Annotated in this window: 11 protein-coding genes; 10 read left to right on the forward strand and 1 reads right to left on the reverse strand. The window is 72.0% G+C overall.

Annotation, left to right across the window (positions count from 1 at the left end; genetic code table 11):
• Positions 1-141 precede the first annotated feature (141 nt).
• From Aiant_RS33525 to Aiant_RS33550, 6 genes are all read left to right on the forward strand, one after another.
• Positions 142-3,456, forward strand: a complete 3,315-nt coding sequence (locus Aiant_RS33525) for a tetratricopeptide repeat protein (protein ID WP_189332949.1) — start codon at positions 142-144, stop codon at positions 3,454-3,456.
• A gap of 61 nt (positions 3,457-3,517) precedes the next feature.
• Positions 3,518-6,235 (forward strand): fibronectin type III domain-containing protein, encoded by a 2,718-nt coding sequence (locus Aiant_RS33530; RefSeq protein ID WP_189332950.1) that lies wholly within the window; start codon positions 3,518-3,520, stop codon positions 6,233-6,235.
• Between the two features lie 10 nt (positions 6,236-6,245).
• Positions 6,246-7,220 (forward strand): AAA family ATPase, encoded by a 975-nt coding sequence (locus tag Aiant_RS33535; protein WP_189332951.1) that lies wholly within the window; start codon positions 6,246-6,248, stop codon positions 7,218-7,220.
• Entirely contained in the window at positions 7,217-8,326 is a 1,110-nt protein-coding gene (locus Aiant_RS33540; RefSeq protein ID WP_189332952.1) for a DUF58 domain-containing protein, read from the forward strand. Before Aiant_RS33535 ends, Aiant_RS33540 begins: the two co-directional genes overlap by 4 nt.
• Positions 8,320-10,602, forward strand: a complete 2,283-nt coding sequence (locus Aiant_RS33545) for a transglutaminase TgpA family protein (RefSeq protein ID WP_189332953.1) — start codon at positions 8,320-8,322, stop codon at positions 10,600-10,602. The genes Aiant_RS33540 and Aiant_RS33545 overlap by 7 nt, the downstream gene beginning before the upstream one ends.
• A gap of 584 nt (positions 10,603-11,186) precedes the next feature.
• The gene (locus Aiant_RS33550) at positions 11,187-12,557 is read left to right on the forward strand and encodes a hypothetical protein (RefSeq protein WP_189332954.1); all 1,371 of its coding nucleotides are present in this window, start codon (positions 11,187-11,189) and stop codon (positions 12,555-12,557) included.
• A gap of 102 nt (positions 12,558-12,659) precedes the next feature.
• Here the strand turns inward: Aiant_RS33550 and Aiant_RS33555 are convergent, their stop codons facing one another.
• Complete coding sequence (locus tag Aiant_RS33555) at positions 12,660-13,367, reverse strand: alpha/beta hydrolase (protein ID WP_189332955.1); 708 nt, start codon at positions 13,365-13,367, stop codon at positions 12,660-12,662.
• A 52-nt stretch (positions 13,368-13,419) separates the two neighbouring features.
• Here Aiant_RS33555 and Aiant_RS33560 point away from each other — a divergent pair, with 52 nt between their 5' ends.
• The 4 genes from Aiant_RS33560 to Aiant_RS33575 all read left to right on the forward strand — a co-directional run bounded on the left by Aiant_RS33560 (position 13,420) and on the right by Aiant_RS33575 (position 18,721).
• Positions 13,420-14,580, forward strand: a complete 1,161-nt coding sequence (locus Aiant_RS33560; RefSeq protein WP_189332956.1) for a GAF domain-containing protein — start codon at positions 13,420-13,422, stop codon at positions 14,578-14,580.
• 7 nt (positions 14,581-14,587) lie between these two features.
• Positions 14,588-16,231, forward strand: coding sequence for a sensor histidine kinase (locus tag Aiant_RS33565; protein ID WP_229830609.1), 1,644 nt, complete (start codon positions 14,588-14,590; stop codon positions 16,229-16,231).
• 123 nt (positions 16,232-16,354) lie between these two features.
• Entirely contained in the window at positions 16,355-17,584 is a 1,230-nt protein-coding gene (locus Aiant_RS33570) for a glycosyltransferase family 39 protein (RefSeq protein ID WP_189332957.1), read from the forward strand.
• Positions 17,585-17,944: 360 nt separating this feature from the next.
• Positions 17,945-18,721, forward strand: coding sequence for a class I SAM-dependent methyltransferase (locus Aiant_RS33575; protein ID WP_189332958.1), 777 nt, complete (start codon positions 17,945-17,947; stop codon positions 18,719-18,721).
• Positions 18,722-18,746: the final 25 nt, after the last annotated feature.

Below are 18,746 nucleotides of genomic sequence, written 5' to 3' on the forward strand. Positions count from 1 at the left end.
GAACAGTACACGGTCGCCGGGAGGGGCTGCGGGAGGGGGTGGGTGAGAGGACATTGCGGCGCATATAGGGACGGACAGGGATCTGGCCTGGTTTCTCGGGGGAGTTGCGGGCAGCATGGCGGAGTGTCCCACCCCTCCCCGTTGACTCCGGCCCTGGAAAGGGCGCACTCGCTGCTCGCCTCTGGTGATCTCGCGGGGGCGGCCGAGCTGCTGGAACGTGCTATTGAAATCGGTCAGGCGACGCTCAGTCAGGATGATCCTGACGTGCTGGCGACGCAGCGGGAGCTGGCCGCGGTGCACCACCAGCGGGGGGATGCGGCGGCGGCTCGCAGGGTGCTGGAGACGGCTTACTCGGCGGGGCGGTTCAGCCTGGGGGACGATGACCCGCTGATGCTTCAGATCTCCTATGACCTCGGGGTGATCGCGGAGGAGTTGGGGGAGCGGGACGAGGCTCGGGAGGCGTTCCGGCGGGTTGCCGATCACGGGCCGATGATGCTCGGGGCTGGGCATTGGGCGGTGACGCGTGCACAGGCCTATCTCGGACAGGATCCGACCACGCCGTTTCGGGTCGAGCCGGCCCACCAGATGCCGCAGAGTGGTTTGACCATTCAGCCGGCCCCGGCCGACACTCCGCAGCAGCCGCTGGTGACGCCGCCGGATGCGCAGCCGACGGTCACCTGGCCGGCCCCCGCCGACCATGGCAACCCGTGGCCTTCACCACAGTCGGCCGCCACCACGATCCCGCCCGCGACCGGACTGCCTCCTGCGATGGCTCATCCGCCCGCGCCGACGACGCAGCAGCCGGCCGTTGCAGAGCACGTCGCGGCGCCGATTCCGGTCCAGCAGCACGCGCCGGTCCAGAACCAACCGCAAACCGCTCCCGGCGACCAGCACGCGCCTGCCCAGGACCAAGCCGCTCGCGGGGACCAGCACGCGCCCGCCCAGCACCGGCCGCAGATCGCTCCCGGCGGCCAGCACGCGCCTGCCCAGGATCAAGCCGCTCGCGAGGACCAGCGCGCGCCTGCCCAGAACCAGCCGCAAACCGCTCGCGGGGACTCGCCCACGGTCCTGCCGGCTCCGGCGGAACTGCCGCCGTGGCTTCAGAAGTCTGGTCAGCCGCAGGCCACCGAGCAGCCCCAGCCGACGGCGACGCGGACGCAGCAGCCGATCCCCGCCCAACGGGAGCCGGAATCGGGGCGGCCGCAGCCGACCGGGCAGGCGGAGTCTGTGCTGCCCGCTCCGCCGGCCATTCCGGTCAAACCGCCTGTTCAGCCCGATTCTGCCAAGTCGAGTGAGCCGGACGAGCCGGGGCGGGCGCAGACCGTTCCGATCAATCCGGATTCGCCGTGGGGCCCGGCGCCGACGACTGGCAAAGAGCCGGAGGAGTCGCCGTTCCAGCAGTTCAAGCCGGGTGTCTTCGGAACGGTCGGCGGTTCGGAGAACGAGGCGCCCGCGCTCTACCACCGCGGTTCCAACGATTCCGTCGTCGTCCCCCGCCCCGATCCGGTGATCATGCCGCTGGGGAACCAGGAGCAGGACCGACCGGATTCGATCACCGATGGCGATTCGGTTTCTGGTCAGAGCCTTCTTTCGGTACGCCCGGAGCACCCTCCCGCCGCGAGACCAGAATCGGTCACCCCGGGCGTGTCGGCCCCGAGTCGGCAGGTTCCTGCCCCTCCTCCGGAAACGCCGAGCGTCCCCGATCGAGTGACGGAGCCCACGGAGCCGGCGAACCCGCCCGCGGAGAACCTCACCGCCTGGCCCGACTTCAACGGCTGGTCGAGCCAGTCCGGCAGCGTCCACCCTCAGCCCCCGGCACCGGTACAGCCCGAAGCGTCGACTCCGACCGTGCACTCCGCAGCGCCGGCCGCTGCCCAGCCGCAGCCGGTGGCGTCGGCTGTTCCCGATCCGCAGCCAGTGGCGCCGGCTGCGCGCGATCAGCAGCGGGTGGCGCCGACCGCCGCTGACCCGCAGCCCGGGGCGCCGGCCGGGCCGGGCCCGTGGAGCGGCGAGCCGCAGGCTACCCGTGACCCGCAGCCCGTGGCGCCGACTGCCCGTGACTCGCAGGCGCTGGCGCCGACTGCCCGTGACCCGCAGGCGGTGGCGCCGGCTACCCGTGACCCGCAGGCGGCGGCGCCGACCGCCCGTGACCCGCAGCCAGTGGCACCAGCCGCCTCCGAACCGCAGCCGGTGGCGCCCACCTCTCCTGAGCCGCAGCCCGGAGTGCCGGCCCCGCAAGGCCCATGGAGCGGCGAGCCGCAGATCAGGCACACCCATCCGACCATCGACACCCCGACGGCAAAACAGCCCGTCATCGAGGCCGCCAACACCGACGGCCCGACGGCGAAGCCTCCCACCGCCCCATCGGCCGTGTACCGAACTGGCGACGTACGGCCGCATCTCGATGGACAGCAGCGCGACTCCCAGCCGGGTGTCTACCAGGGCAACGCCCCGCAACCTCCGATCGGCGGAGCCGGCGCCCACCAGAGCGGCGACCTGCAACGCCCCACCCCCGAGACACCAAACGTCTACCCGGGCGGTGATGTCCAGCGTCCGACCAGCGGGGTGCCCGGTGTCTACTCGGGCGGTGATGTCCAGCGTCCGACCAGCGGGGTGCCCGGTGTCTACCCGGGCGGCGACCCGCAGCGTCCGACCAGCGGCATGCCTGGCGTCTACCCGGGCGGCAGCCCCCAGCGTCCGACCAGCGGCGTGCCCGGCGTCTATCAAAGCGGCGACCCTCACCGCCCTGCCACCGGAGCCGGCGCCATCCCGCAGCAGGTCACCGGCACACCGACCCCGTACCAGCCCACGCACCCCGGCGTCTACCAGCAGCATCACCAAGCCGCCGGTCAGCAGGTCGCCCACCCCCGGCAGGGCGGCTACCAGCAGGCCGGCCCGGCCGGCGTCTATCAGCAGCAGAGCGTCCAGCAAGGCGTCTACCAGCAGACCGAGGGCGGCGTCTGGCAGCACGGCCCCGCCACGGCCCCGGCGACGGAGCTGGGGGCGTACGAAAAGGATGAGCGACCGGCGGGGAACCGGAAGCGGGGGATGGCTCTCTTCGCGGTGATCGCCGCGACTCTCGCGGCGGTCGTCGCGGTCGCGGCCATGGTGTTCACGCTGGCCGAGCGGTCTCATAAGGGTGAGGAAGGCGACACCGGCGGCGGTGCGCCGACGCTGGCCGGTGACCCGCCGAGCGGGCTGAAGCTGGCCGATCTGGGCACCAAGATCGATGTGTCCTGGCAGGACCCGGCCAACGCGACGGCGAGCTTCATGGTGACCATGGCGCACCCGGGTGAGCAGTTGAAACCGGTCAGCACGGTCGGTCCCGGGCAGACGTCGCGGCGGATCGAGGGGCTCAGTCCCACGCTGGACTACTGCTTCGCCGTGGTGGCCGTTTATGCGACCAACCGGTTCGCCACTTCGGCGCAGGTCTGCACCGATCGCGGGAAAAAGTGATCTAGCTGGTTGTCCACAGGCGGGAACGGTGGGTATCGACGCCTGCCGCAATCCCCCTATGATGGCCTGCGTCCTTGACGCCGAAGCTTCGCCGAACGGGGGGACAACCTCAGTGAGCAGCGCAGACGCCGCGCCGATCGAGCCTCGCAAGCGCCGGTTACCCAGTCGTGGTTATCTCGTCACGATCGGTACCGTGCTGGCGCTGACCGCCGGTCTCGGCTTGACGGTGCTCGGTCTCGGCGCCGCTGACGAGGCGGTGGCCAGCTTCGATGCGGCCTCCTGGGTGTGGAGCCGGACCAAGGGCGAGATGTCCCGGGTCAACGGCGTGACGGCGAAAATCGACACCCGGGTCGACGTCGGCCAGGCGCGCGGGCACACCCTCGAGGTCAGCCAGAGCGACCGGTTCGTCATCCTGCGCGACGTCAACACCGGCGCGGTCGCGTCGATGGACCTCACCGACCTCCAGGCGTTCTGGAACCAGCAGACCGCCCCCGGCGTCGGCGTGAGTGTCGCGCTGCACGACGACTCGGCGTTCGTCGTCGACTCGGTGCAGGGCAAGGTGCAGCAGGTCGACCCGGCCAGCCTCCAGGCGATCGGGCAGCCGATCAGCTTCCCGCCGGGCATCACCGGCGGCGCCTTCGACGGCAAGGGCCGGCTCTGGATCGTGGCGCCCAGCGAGGGCACCGTGACCGCGATCTCCCCGGCGCCGAAACCGTCCGAGGGCACCGGTGGCCAGGGTGGCAGCGCCACCGGCGAGCCGCAGCGGGTGCGCACCGAGTCGGTCGGCGGCGCCAGCCACGACTTCCAGCTGACCACTCTGGACGACGGCGTCGCGGTCCTCGACCGCACGACGAACGAGCTGGTCCGGGTGAGTGGCGCGCCCACCTCGCGCACCGCGCTGCCGCTGACCGGGCCGGGCACGCTGCCGGAGCACACCGACGGCACCACCGTCGCGGTCACCGTGCCGGACTCGCGCCAGGTGCTCGGCGTCGACCCGGCCGGCGGGTTGAAGGTGAAATTCACCGTTCCGCCCGGTCAGACCGCGTCCGAGTTGCAGCCGGCGGTCTCCTGGGAGGGCTTCTACTACGTCGCCGACGCGGACGGCGGCACCGTGCACGTCTTCGACCAGGCCGGCCAGGAGCAGAAGCCGATCACCTTCGACAACCCGGGCGGCTCGCTGGAGCTCGAGGTCCGGGAGAACTACCTGTTCATCAACGCGCCCGGCTCCCCGATCGCGCAGGTGGTGGACAACCAGCACGGTGTCCGGCCGGTCGACAAGTACGCCGACGACGTGCTCGGCGGTGACCCGCCGCCGGTGAAGACGCCGCCGGCCACCCCGCCGAAACAGAAGAAGAAGCCGAACAAGCCGCTGATCAGCAAGCCCGGCCCGCCGCGCAACGTGAAGGCCGCGGCCGGCAACGCCGAGGCCCGGGTGACCTGGCAGGCGGCCGCCGACAACGGCGCCCCGATCACGAAGTACGTGGTGGTGGGCGACAACAAGACGTTCCAGGTCGGTGCGGACCAGCGGTCGCTGGTGGTGACCGGGCTGACCAACGGCGAGACGTACCAGTTCCAGGTGCACGCGGTGAATAAGAAGGGCGACGGTCCGGACCGGACCAGCAACCCGGTGAAGCCGACCGCGGAGGTGCCGGATCCGCCGGGCACGCCGGTCGCCGAGGCGAAGGCGGACGGCTCGGTGTCGGTGACCTGGCCGGCGGCGAACGGGCAGGGCCTGGCGATCGAGCGGTACACGGTGACCGCGGTCGCCGAGGGCGGCTCGTCGCCGATCGGCGACGCCAAGGACGCTTCGCTGACGATCCCGGCGGGCCAGTTGGAGTACGGGAAGCAGTACGCGTTCACCGTGGTCGCCGTCAACGAGCGCGGTGCCGGGTCGAAGGCGTCGGCGGTCAGCAACAGCATCGTGCCGTTCACCAAGCCGGGCACGCCGGAGAACGTCGACGCCGCCACGGTCGGCGACAAGGCCGGGGCGATCGAGGTGACCTGGTCGGCGCCGGCCGAGAACGGCCGGGCGATCACGAAGTACGTGGTGAAGGCCGGGGACAAGTCGACTGACGTGACCGGGGCGACGAAGGCGACGATCACCGGTTTCGGCGACGGTGAGAACGTGACGGTCCAGGTGGTGGCGGTCAACGAGGGTGGGGAGAGCGACCCCGCGATGGCGACGGCGCGGACGCTGGCTCCGCCGACGTTGACGATCACCAAGGTGGACACGACGTTCAACACGGCGTCGCTGTCGCTGAGTGTGGATGCTGGCGGCGCGTCCGAGGCCAAGTGCACTGTGTCGACGTCGGCCGGCTCCTCGTCCGGTGACTGCAAGTCGCTCGAGGTCAGCGAGCTGATGGCCGGGACCGGTTACACGTTCCAGGTGACGGCGAAGAACGCGGCCGGGTCGGTCACCAAGAGCACCAGCAAGACCACCGCCCTGCTCGGCGGCACGGCGACGTGCATCAACGGGGAAAGCGGCGACCAGAAGACGTACTGCAACGCCGACGTCGACGGCCGCAACGGCAACGAGATCTTCAAGGTCACTCGCCAGGTCGACAGTCAGCAGGCCGGCTGGGTGCCGAACGGGCGGCACCTGGACGCGTATTGCAAGGCCAACGGTGAGGAGGTGTATGCGTACGTCTACAACAATGGCAAGCGCAGCACCACCTGGATCAAGGTTGACTACGAGGGAAAGAACTACATCCCGCTGGCCTGGTTGAATATCGACGGCGGGCACAACGACGTCAACCTGAAATACCTGCCGAACTGCTGATGAGGATCCCGTGACACCCGAGCCGCTGCCACCGTCGTACGTCTCCGGCTTCGCCCAGGTCGCCGGCCAGCTCGCCGACCGGATCGGCGCGGTCGTGCTGGGCAAGCCGGAGGTCGTCCGGCTGGCCCTGACCGCGCTGTTCGCCCAGGGGCACGTGCTGCTGGAGGACGTTCCCGGGGTCGGCAAGACCACGCTGGCGCGGGCGCTGGCGGCGTCGATCCGCGGGCAGTGGCGGCGCATCCAGTTCACCCCGGACCTGCTGCCCTCGGACGTCTCCGGCGTCACCATCTTCAACCAGGGCAGCCGGGCGTTCGAGTTCCACCCGGGCCCGGTGTTCGCCAACATCGTCATCGCCGACGAGATCAACCGGGCGTCGCCGAAAACGCAGTCGGCGCTGCTCGAGGTGATGGAGGAGCGCCGGGTCACAGTCGACGGCACGCCGCACCCGGTGCCGCAGCCGTTCCTGGTGGTCGCCACGCAGAACCCGGTCGAGATGGACGGCACGTACCGCCTGCCCGAGGCGCAGCTGGACCGCTTCCTGGTCAAGCTGTCGGTCGGTTACCCCGACGAGCAGGTGGAGATCGAGGTCCTGCGCGGCGCGGCCAACCGGTCGCCCGACTCGCTCGACCCGGTCACCGACACCACCACCATCGGCGAGATGGTCAAGATGGCCTTGCAGGTGCATGTCGCGGACCCGCTCTATGCGTACGCCGTGCGCCTCGCCGCCGCGACCCGCAACCACCCCCAGGTCCGCGTCGGTGTCAGCCCCCGTGGCGTGATCGCGCTGACCCGTGCCGCGTGCGCCTACGCGCTGATCAACGGCCGCGGCTACGTCCTGCCCGAGGACCTGAAAGCCCTGGTCGATCCGGTCTTCGCGCACCGCGTGCTGCTCTCGCCGGACGCCCAGCTGCGCGGCGTCACCGCCGCCGAGGTGCTCGCCGACGCCATCAACGCGGTGCCGGTTCCGCTGCCGGCCGGCACGTGACCGCTCGCGGGATCGGCCTGCTGGTCGCCGCGGTCGCGCTGCTCGCCGCCGGCTTCGCGTACGGCTACCCGGATCTGGCCCTGCTCGGCGCGGCCGCCGTGGTCGCGGCCGGGTGCGCGCTCGTCTTCGCGTTCTGGCGGCCACGGCTGGGCGTGCAGCGGATCGCCGAGCCGGACCGGGTGGCCCGCGGCGAGCCGGCCCAGATGCGGCTCACCGTCAGCAACACCAGCAGGCTGCGCGCGGCCAGCATGATCGCCACCGACCGGTGCGGCGGCGCGAGCGTTCCGGTCCCGCTGCTGCGGCTGCGGCCCGGCAAGGACACCACCGTGGAGTACCCGGTGCCGACCAACCGCCGCGGCATCGTCCCGATCGGCCCGCTGCGGGTCACCCGGGGCGACCCGCTCGGCCTGGTCACGCTGGCCCGGACGTACGGCGAGGTGGCACAGGTCTGGGTGCACCCGCGGATTCACCTGCTGCGGGCCACCCCGGCCGGGATGGCGCGCAGCCTGGACGGCCGGATCGACAAGGTGCCGCACGGCACGATCACCTTCGACGCGTTGCGCGAGTACGTGGTCGGCGACGAGCTGCGGCGGGTGCACTGGCGCAGCTCGGCCAAGGTGGGCGAGCTGATGGTCCGGGAGCAGCTGGACACCTCGGAGCCGACGATCGTGGTGCTGCTCGACGACCGGCACGCCGCCTATCCGGATCCGGAGGCGTTCGAGTCGGCGTGCGAGGCGGCCGCGTCGATCGTGGCGGCGGCGGTGCGCGAGGACCTGCCGGTCGGGTTGCACCTGGTCACGTCGATCGCGACCGGGCCGTACCTGGACGTGCTCACCGAGGTGACGCTGCAACCCGGTGACCTGGACGCGACGTTGCGGCGGCTGCGGGCGCAGCGGCTCGGCGACACCCTGGTCTTCCTCACCGGGCCCGGTGGGCGGGCGGACCTCGGCACGGTCAGCTCGCTGCGCGGGACGTACCCGGTGGTGCTCGCCGGACTGTTCGGCGACCGGGACGCCGCGCCGGTGGCCGGCGACCGGATGATCGTGATCGAGGCCGCGGACGGGTCCGAGTTCGCCGCCGCCTGGGACGGGGTACGCGGATGGTGAAGCTTCTCCGCGCGGCCGTCGTCCCGGTCGCGCTGATCGGCATGCTGGCGCTGTCCGGGGTCGTGCTGGGCCGGATCTACGCCGACGACTTGCTGTTCCGGCTCGTCGCGGGCGCCGCCCTCGGCTCGATCGGGGCCGGGCTGGCGACCAGGCGGCTGCCCTCGTGGAGCGCGGCGCCGGTCTCCGCGGTGCTGCTCGCCGGGTACACGGCGGTGGCGCTGAAGATCGCGGCCGGGCACGCCGGGCTGACCACGCCGTTCCCGGGGATGGTCCGGGAGGCGCTGGTCAACGGGATCCCGCGCCTGCTCACCGCGATGATCCCGGTGGAGTCCACCCCGGACACCGTGGTGGTTCCAGTGGTGGCGACCTGGCTGGCCGGGCTGGCGGCGGTCGAGGTCGGGGTGCGGGCGCGGCGGGTGCTGCTGGGATCGTTGACGCCGGTGCTGCTCTACGGCGGCGCGCTCTACGTGGTGGGGCCGAACGCGGGGGCGGCGGTGGGGCCGACCCTCGGGTTCGCGGCGCTGGTGGTCGTGGCGCTCGCGGTTTCGGCGAGGCAGCCCGACCGCCCGGAGATGTCCGGAAAAATCCGGGCGCGATCGCTGGCGGGTGCGGCGGGCGGGCTGGTCGCGGTGCTCGCGCTGGCGGCGGTCGTCGGCCCGTGGATCAGCGGGCAGGTCGGCGCCGACCCGGTCGACCCCCGTCAGTACGTCGAGCCGCCGCAGGTGGACAGCCTCGACGAGAGCCCGCTGAACCGGATCTCCGGGTGGATGCTGGCGCCGAAACAGCAGCTGTTCGCGTACCAGCCGGAGACCGCGCCGGCCGGCAAGCAGGCGACCGTCAAGGTGCGGCTCGCGGTGCTCTCCGACTACGACGGCGTGACGTGGAAGGTCGGCGGCGTCTACCGCAACGCCGGGCGGGTGCTCCCGGCGCAGGATTCGCTGCCCGGTGCGGAGACTTCTGACGTACGCCAGAAGCTCACCATCTCCGGGCTGACCGGGCGTCTGCTGCCCGCCGTGGCCACACCGGCCGAGGTGTCCGGGGCGCGGGTCGCCTTCGACCCCGCGACCGGGACGCTGATCCGGCCGGAGGGACTGAGCGACGGCCTGACCTACACGGTCACCTCGCGGGTGCAGTCGCCCGACCTGAACATGCTGCCCACCGCCCAGTCACCGACCGGCGACGCGGTGGTCCGCTACCTCGCGCTGGGCAAGGGCGTGCCGGAGTCCATCGAGCGGCTCGCCGAGCACCTCGCCGACGGCAACGGCGGCTCCTACGACCGAGCCGTGGCGATCGAGCAGTTCCTCGCCGAGCACTACCGGGAGACCCCGGACGCGCCGAGCGGGCACGCCTACCTGAACTTGCAGTACTTCCTGTTCGGCCCGCGCGGCCAGGGCGGCCAGGAGGGCACGTCGGAGCAGTTCGCCGCGTCGTTCGCGCTGCTCGCCCGGCTGACCGGGCTGCCCAGCCGGGTCGTCGTCGGGTTCCAGGCGCCGGCTGGTGGTGGGCAGGTCACCGGCGGGGACGCGGTCGCCTGGCCGGAGGTGCTCTTCGACGGGCTGGGCTGGGTGCCGTTCGACCCGATGCCGACCAGCGACGATCCGACCCCGGTCGAGCAGGACTTCACCCCGAAACCGTCCACGCCACCGACGACGCCGCCGGAGACGAACACCCCGTCGACGTCCGCGGCGGCGTCGGTGTCGGCGGCGGCCGCACCGGTCACTGTGGACGACGGTGTGTCGGCCGGCGTGGTGGCCGGGGGGTCGTCCGGAGCGCTGCTGGTGGTGCTGGGGCTCGGGGCTGTCGTGGTCGTGCAGTTGCGGCGGGCGCAGCGTCGCCGGCGGCTTTACGACGGCAGTCCGGACGAGCGGATCACCGGGGCATGGCTGGAGTTCACCGACGCGTTGCGGCTGGCCGGGCAGCCGGTGCCGGATCACCTGTCGGCGACCGAGATGGCCGCGTACGCGGCGGAGCCGCCCGCGCCGCGCCGTGGTGGCCTGCTGCGGCGAGCAGCCCCGGCGCCGGCCGCGGCGTCGCCGTCCGCGAGTCCGGTTGCCGTTCTGGAGAAGGACGCTGCCGGGGAGCCGCTGCCGCCGCTGGACGAATTGGTGAGCGCGCTGAACACGGTCGGGTTCGCGCCCGGGGCCGCGGACTCCGGTCAGGCGGATCGGGCCGGGGCGCAGTCCCTGGCTTACGCGGCCGCCCTGCGCGAGCGGCGCTCCTGGTGGCGCAAGGCCTGGTGGACCATCCACCCCGGCCCGCTGCGCTGGCACCGCTGACCGCTGCTTGCCGTGGGACGCCGGAGCTCGGGCGCCGGGGTCGTCGTCGGCGGCACGCGCCGGTGATGGCTGACGGCCGGTAAACGAGTCGGGATGCTTGGCATTTCGGCTGGTCACTCGGTGGGTGGGAAGGACTGCACGGGCGGGTGTGTCGAAGATCCAACTCCGGCACTGTCGGGGCTGGACGGTGGATAGTGAACCCGCCCGGATGCTGATCATGGCGTCCACGGAGGGGGAGTGGACCACGCATGCAGAGCACCGACCTGTACTCGCGCCGGATCGGCGCCGCGCTGGGTGCGGCATTGTTGTTGACCGTCGGTGGGTGCACCGGCGATGACGAGAAGCCGTTCGCGGGTGAGCTGGCGCCGCCCGGCGCGAGCTGGGAACCCTTGCAGCCCGACCTGGCCGAGCCCGGCGGCGCCCAGGCGCCGGACGGCACCGAGCAGGATCAGGACACGGCGAGCGGGAGCGGGAACGACCAGGCCGATCCCGGCTCCGGGTCCGTCGGCATCGGTACGGCGGACGCCGGCGCCCCGTCCACGACCGGGAATCAGAACCGCGCCCTGGGGCCGGGCGGAACCGTGGTGGCCACTCCCGGCGCTAACCGCAAGGGCCTCGGTGTCGGCGGTGCCGTGGTCGACAACCCGAACGTGGCCCTGCCGGTCGGTCCGGTCGTCGGCGGTCCGGGGCTCGGCGGATCATCCGCCGATACGCCGAAAAATGCGGCTAATCCGGCAGGAGGCGGCACGGCGGCAATCGGCACTGGCACTGGCACTGGCGTTACGGTTCCGGGGCCAGTCCAGCCAGGCCAGGCAGGTCAGCCCGGTCAGCAAGGTCAAGCCGGCCAAGCCGCTCAGCCCGGGCAACCCGCTGCCGCCGGCCAACCCGGCGCCGCCGGCCAACCCGCTGCGGCAGGTCAGCCCGGATCCGCGGATCAGCCGGGGCCGCCCGCCACCCAGCCGAACGCCGGGCAGCCGCCCACCATCGCCGAACCGATCGTCGCCCACAACCCTCCGGCCCAGCAGCCCCCGGCCGCCGTCGACCGCCCGGACCCGGTGGACCGCCCGGCGAACCAGGCCCGGCCCGTCCGCCAACCCACCCGGGTCAAGCACCCCGCCACCGTCGACCGCCCCACCCGGCAGCGTCCGGTCTGGGTTCGCGACCTGGACGCCCCGGTCTCCGCCGACCGGAACTGCGACATGTTCCACGGCGGGATCACCGACGTCACCCTCACCAACGGCTGGCTGGACAACTCGAAGCTCTGCTTCGACACCGACCGTGGTGACCTGGATTCGCAGATCTACCTGCTCACCCACGCGGGCATGCCGATCGCCCTGCCGCGCTCGGACGACTACGCCCGCTGGCACCGCCGCGACCACCTGCTGTCGCGGATCAACCAGGATTCGTTCCCGTTCGACGACGGGGACGACTGGAGCGGCGACGACTGGAGCGGCGACGACTGGGACCAGGGTTTCGACGACCTGCCCGGCTTCGACGACGTGTTCGGCCGCCGCTCCGGTACGAACGGCCGGCACGGCACGAGCAGCCGGCCTGGCACGGACGACACGTCGGATATGAGCGACCGGTCCGGCACGGATCACCGGCACGACATGGCCGATGAAACCGGTGCGGGACGTCAGGCCGGCAAGAAGTGCGACAAGAACCAAGCCGACACGACGCGCGCCCGGCACAGCGGGACAGGCCAGGGCAGCACCCACCAGAGCAGCACCGGCCAAGCCGGTACCCGCCAAGGGGACACCGGCGGATGGGACGCCGACGGATGGGACGCCGGCGGATGGACCATCGATGGAGGGGACGCGGACCACGGTGCCGCCGACATCAACGACGCTGAACAGGGCGAAGCCGAAGTAACCGACCTCCACGACAGCGACTTCACCGACGAGGAAGCCGGCGGCGACTACGGCGCGGAAGACGCGGGCCTGACCGAAGACTGATCGGAAGACGCGGCCTGACTAAAGACTGATCGGAAGACGCGGCCTGACCGAAGACTGAGCGGAAGGCTGCCGCCCGGAACAACCCCGGGCGGCAGCCACCGATCACACCAACCTGGCGAAGACCAGATCCACCGCCCGGTTGATCGCCGCCCGCGACTCCTCCGTGTCATCCACCACGTCGAACGAGTGATGCCCACCGGGCACGTCGACGATCTCCAGGTTCGCCTTCCCCGCGGCCTCGACGAACGCCTCCACCGTCCCCGCGATCCCGGCGTCCTCCTGACCCACCCGGGTCAGCACGATCGGCAGCTCCCCGGCCTGCGCCACCGCTCCGATCGGATCGAACCGCGGCTCCACCGGCCATCCCGGGAACGGCGCCAGCAGCGGATAGCTGAACGCCAGCGCCCGCAGCCAGGACGGCGGCTCCCGCAGCCAGTCCGCCGCGAGCAGGCTCCCGCCGGAGAAGAACCACAGCGCCAGCCGGCTCTCGTCCACCCGGTCGTCGGAGCGCAGGCTCTCCAGCGCGGCCTCCACCTGAGCGGCGCCCACCGCGTACATGTCAGGGCTGTCCATGCGGTGGTCGACCACCGCGCCCACCGCCCCGCGGCCTGCCGCGAGCGAACCGTAGGCCTGGAACATCGGCCAGTTGCGCTGCTCGGGCCGCACCTGGGCGGGCAGCGGCCCGCCCGGCACGAAGAGGATCGCCGGACGCGGGCCGGCGATCTCGCCGGGCAGGTAGAGATCGAGGAAATCGTGGCGTTCGGGTGTGCGGGCTTCGACCGGAAGGACGAACGGTTTCTTGAAGTCCATCGACCGACCTTAACGCCCTCAGTAACCGGGCGGAACGGACGAACAGTAAGGGGTGGAACAGGAGCGGCTTGCGGCGCTGCACGAGTACCGCCTGCGGGACACCCCGCCGGACGCGGAACTCCAGGCGGTGCTCCGGATCGCCGCGGAGATCGCCGGTGTGCGGTCGGCCAGCCTGAACCTGATCGACGAACGCCGCCAGTACCAGCTGACGGCGCTCAACCAGAGGCCCACCGACTGCGACCGGGACGACTCGATGTGCGCGGTCAGCTTCCAGTCCGGCGCTGTCACCCACGTCCCGGACGCCCGGCTCGACGCCCGGTACCGGGACAATCCCTGGGTCACCGGGCGGCTCGGCGAGATCCGGTTCTACGCCGCGGCGCCGCTGATCTCCCCGGAGGGGCACGCGCTGGGCACGCTGTGCGTGTCGGACACCGTGCCGCGTGAGCTCACCGCCACCCAGCAGGCGCAGCTCGGCGACCTGGCCGGCATCGTCGTGGCATTCTTCGAACGGCGCCGGCAGGCCCGGCTCACCGCCGAGCTGGCCGCCGCCGCGCAGGCCAAGCAGCAGTGGACCGACACCCTGCTGGACACCGTCGACGTGGCGGTGATCGCCTGCGACGAGAACTACCAGGTGACGCTCTGGAACCGGACGGCCCGGGAGTGGCACGGCCGCAGCGGTGATCCGCTGCGGTCCGACATCGCCGAGCAGCTCGGCCTGTACGAACCGGACGGCAGCACCCCGATCCCGGACGACGAACTCCCGTTGTGGGTGGCGCTGCGCACCGGCGCCGTGGTCACCGGCCGGGAGATCATGATCCGCCGCCCGGCCGGCGAACCGGTGCACGTCCGGGTCAACGCCAGCCCGCTGCGCGACGCCGACGGCCGGATCGTCGGCGCGGTACTGGCCCAGTCCGACATCACCGCCGACCGCACCCGGCGCCGCCTGGTCGAGCAGGCCCGGGAGCGGCTCGCCGCGGCCAACGCCGAGCTGGAACGTTCCAACGCGGACCTCACCAACTTCGCCGCCGCGGTCGGCCATGACCTGATCGCCCCGCTCGCCGCGGTCGGCGGTTTCCTGGAGCTGCTGGCGCTCGACGGCTACGACGTAGCCGCCGCCGGCTCGGCCCGGGTGGCCGAGATGCGCGACCTGATCGACGACCTCCTGGCGGACGCGCTGGCGGCCCGTTCAGGAGCGGCCGCGGACCGCCGATAGGAGAGAGGTGGGTCTCGTCACGGGTCTGGACACGCGGGAGCAGCGGCGGCTGGCCGCGCTGCACGAGTACCGCCTGCTCGACTCCCCGGCCGGGGACGAGTTGGAGGCGGTGGTCCGGGTCGCCGCGACGGTGGCCGGCGTGCCGACCGCCACCCTCAACCTGATCGACGAGAACCGGCAGTGCCAGCTCACCACGGTCGGCTTCGAGGGCGGTGACTCGGCCCGCTCCGACTCGATGTGTGCGATCCGGTTCGAGACCGGCGAGTTCACCTACCTCCCGGACGCCAGCCTCGACCCCACCTACCGGCTCAACCCGTGGGTGACCGGGATCTACGCCAACGTCCGGTTCTACGCCTCGGCCCCGCTGGTCACCCCGGACGGCTACGCGCTCGGCTCGCTCTGTGTCTTCCACGACCGGCCGGCGACGCTGACCGAGGAGCAGGTCGCCCGGCTCAAGGACCTGGCCCAGGTGATCGTGGCGCTGTTCGAGCGCCGCCGACAGGCCCGCCTCAACGGGGAGCTGGCCGCGATCACCGAGGCCCGGCAGCGCTGGACCGACACCCTGCTGGACACGATCGACGTTGCCGTCGTCGCCTGCGACCAGGCCGGCCGGCTCACCCTGTTCAACCGGGCCGCCCGGGACTGGCACGGCCTGGACGCCGACCCGGCGGTCGACCCGCACGACTTCTCCGACCGCTACGCGCTGTTCGACACCGACGGCGTCACCCCGCTGCCCGCCGACCGGATCCCGCTGCTCCGGGCGCTGCACGAGGGCACGGTCAGCCACGCCGAGATGATCATCAGGCGGCGGGACGCCGAGCCGCTGCACGTCAGCGTCAACGGCCGCGCCCTGATCGCGCCGGACGGCACCCCGATCGGCGCGGTCGTCGCGATGAACGACGTCACCACCGACCGCGCCCAGCAGCGGGTGATCGAGCAGGCCCGGTCCGAGCTGGCCGCCGCCAACGAGGAGCTGCGCCGGTCGAACACCGACCTGACCAACTTCGCCGGCGCGGTCAGCCACGACCTGGTCGCCCCGCTCGGCGCCGTCGGCGGCTACCTGGAACTGCTGGAGGACGTGGTCGAGGGGCAGCCCCGGGCCTGGGTCGACGCCGCCTCCCGGGCGGTCACCCGGATGCGCGACCTGATCAGCTCGCTGCTCGGCTACGCCCGGGCCGGCAGCGCGCCGGTGCGGTGCGTGACCGCGGACCTCGGCGAGGTCTTCGGCAGCGTAGTCGACGACCTGGGCGCCGAGATCCGGGCGGCGGACGCCGAGGTGACCGCGCCGGGCCGGCTGCCCTCCGTCTCCTGCGATCCGGTGCTGGCCCGCCAACTGCTCCAGAACCTGATCGCCAACGCGATCAAATACCGGCACCCGGACCGGTCACCCCGGGTCGAGGTGACCGCGGAGCGTGACGGTGATTGCTGGGGTGTCACCATCGCCGACAACGGGCTGGGCATCCCGCCGGAGCAGCGCAACCGGGTCTTCGACATGTTCACCCGGCTGGACGGCCCGAAGGTTTCCGGTCACGGCATCGGCCTGTCCAGCTGCCTGCGGATCGTCGACCGGCACGGTGGCACGATCCGGGTGGACGACAACGAGGGTGGCGGAACCCGGGTGATCTTCACACTCCCGGACCGACCGGCCTGACCCGATCGGCCGCACCCGGCTCCACCGGCCGTCCAGGATCCTGTGAAAACCCTCTGACCAGCACTTTCTTTGCCACCCGCAGTGGGTAGTCTCGCCAGCCTCGGTCGAGGGCGGGAGTGCGGCTTGTCAGTAGTGAGACTCAGGGAACGGCCGGTCACCGCCGACCTGACGTGGATTCCCGCACCCCGGGCCGCGGCCGAGGACGTACCGTCAGCATCGGTCAGCTATCCGGCGCCGCGCCGCCGGGTCGGTCTCCGTGCGGCCTGGCCGGCCCTGGCCGGATACGCCCTGCTGCGGGCCGCCGGGCTGCTCACGCTCTGGTATTTCGCCGCCGCGAAGCATCGCGGGATGGGGTTCCTTCTCGGTCGCTACGACGCCAACTGGTACGTCGGCATCGCCACCCGCGGCTACGACACGGCCATCCCGCTCAACCCGGACGGTTCGCTCGCCACCACGAACCTGGCGTTCTTCCCGCTCTACCCGGGCCTGATCGCGCTCGCCGACCGGATCCTGCCGGGCGACGCGCACCTGGCCGGGATCGCGGTCGCCTGGCTGGCCGGCCTCGCCGCGGCCTGGGGCCTGTTCGCGATCGGCACGCACCTGCGCAGCCGTCGCGCCGGCGTGCTGCTCGCCGCTCTCTGGGCCGTCCTCCCGCACGGCCTCGTCGAGTCGATGGGCTACACCGAGACGCTGTTCACCGCGCTCGCCGCCTGGTCACTGTTCGCCGTGCTCCGCCGCCACTGGCTCACCGCCGGCCTGCTCTGCGCCCTCGCCGGCCTCACCCGCCCGACCGGCGCCGCCCTGGCCGCCGCCGTCGGGATAGCCGCCCTGGCCGCGATCCTCCGCCGCCACGACCGCTGGCGCCCCTGGGCGGCCGGATTGATGGCCCCGCTCGGCTTCGCCGGATACATCATCTGGGTAGGACATCGCCTGGGCCGCGCCGACGGCTATTTCCACGTCCAGAAAGACGCGTGGAAAATGAGCTACGACAACGGTTCCTACACCCTGTCCATGGCCCGCGACCTGCTCGCGAAACCGTCCCAGCTGGCCTACGTCATGTGCACCCTGGTCCTGCTGGCCGCCATCGCCCTCTTCTTCGCCCTCTCCGCGAACCGCCAGGCCTGGCCCCTGGCCGTCTACGCCCTGGTCATCATCGCCATGGTCGTTTTCGGCGACGGCTATTACCACGCCAAAGGCCGCCTCCTGATGCCCGCTTTCCCGTTACTGCTCCCGATCGCCACCGCCCTCGGGGCCGCCCACCGCCGCACGGTGATCGCCGCCCTGCTGTTCCTGACCGCGATATCCACGACATACGGCGTCTATCTCGCGCTTTACTGGACCCATTCCCCATGACAAAACCCATTTTGTACGCCCAGCCCACAGCCCCGCCGAGCCACGCCAGGCCGCGGCCACCCCGGACCGCGACGCCGCATCCGGGCTGAATCCCGGCTCAAGGCAGGCCACCCACCGAGCCGCCGATGCCCCTCGCCCGTGCGTCACTCGATGAATGCGAGCGTCCGCAGTCGGATCGTAATTACTGGTCCGACAGCGTGCGGGGCGCTGGTGCGGTGATGCGGCGCCGGCCGGCTGCCAGTGGGAGAAACGGGTGAGGCGCGAACGCGTCCGCACAGATTTCCTCGGGTGATCCCGATGACGGCCACCGTGCTGACGCGGAAGGGAAATGGCGGGCGGTGTGGGGTGGGGCGTGTCAGGATGCGCGGCGTGACGGAGCGGGCGTTGAGTTTCGGGGCGGTGGCGGCGGCTTACGAGCGGTTTCGGCCGGGGTATCCCGGGGAGCTGTTCGACCTGGTGGCCGGGTATGCGGGGCGGCCGCTGCGGCGGGGGCTGGAGATCGGGGCCGGGACGGGGAAGGCGACGCGACTCTTCGCGGAGCGGGGGGTGGCGGTGACCGCCACCGAACCGGATGCGGCGATGCTGGCCGAGTTGCGGAAGCATGTGGACGTCAGGACGGTGCGGGCGGCGTTCGAGGAGCTGCCGGCGGGGGAGCGCTATGACCTGGTGTACGCGGCGGCCGCGCTGCACTGGACGGTGCCGGAGGGGCGCTGGGAGCGGGTGGCGGGGCTGCTGGAGCCGGGTGGGGTGTTCGCCTCGTTCGGCGGGCCGTTCCTGCTGACGGATCCGGAGGTGGAGCGGGCCGTCGCCACGGCCCGGGCGCCGTTCCTGGACCGGGACGACGTGCCGTCGCCGGACGGTACGCCGCCGGAGAACGCGATGCAGTGGCCGGGGACGGAGCTGCTGGAGTCCGCCTGGTTCACCGACGTTCAGCAGCATCGGATCGAGCGGCGGTTCGTGATGAGCGCGTCCGATTACGTCGGGCATCTCGCCACGATCTCGGCCTATCTCGAGCTGCCGGCCGAGGTCCGGGAGCAGGCGTTCGAGCGGATCCTGCGGGCGTTGCCGGAGCGCGTCGAGGTGAATGCCGACATCATGGCGCACCTCGCCCGCCGCCGCGCCGGGCGGGACGGCTGAGGGCGTACCGTAAAGCGTTTGTGAC

The organism is Actinoplanes ianthinogenes (assembly GCF_018324205.1).
In the GTDB taxonomy this organism is placed as follows: Bacteria; Actinomycetota; Actinomycetes; order Mycobacteriales; family Micromonosporaceae; genus Actinoplanes; species Actinoplanes ianthinogenes.

Bases quoted from the DNA above. Each gene is read 5' to 3' on its own strand.
- Aiant_RS33575 (WP_189332958.1), top strand. From the start codon at position 17,945: ATGCGCGGCGTGACGGAGCGGGCGTTGAGTTTCGGGGCGGTGGCGGCG.
- Aiant_RS33545 (WP_189332953.1), top strand. From the start codon at position 8,320: ATGGTGAAGCTTCTCCGCGCGGCCGTCGTCCCGGTCGCGCTGATCGGC.
- Aiant_RS33555 (WP_189332955.1), bottom strand. From the start codon at position 13,367: ATGGACTTCAAGAAACCGTTCGTCCTTCCGGTCGAAGCCCGCACACCC.
- Aiant_RS33530 (WP_189332950.1), top strand. From the start codon at position 3,518: ATGGCCTGCGTCCTTGACGCCGAAGCTTCGCCGAACGGGGGGACAACC.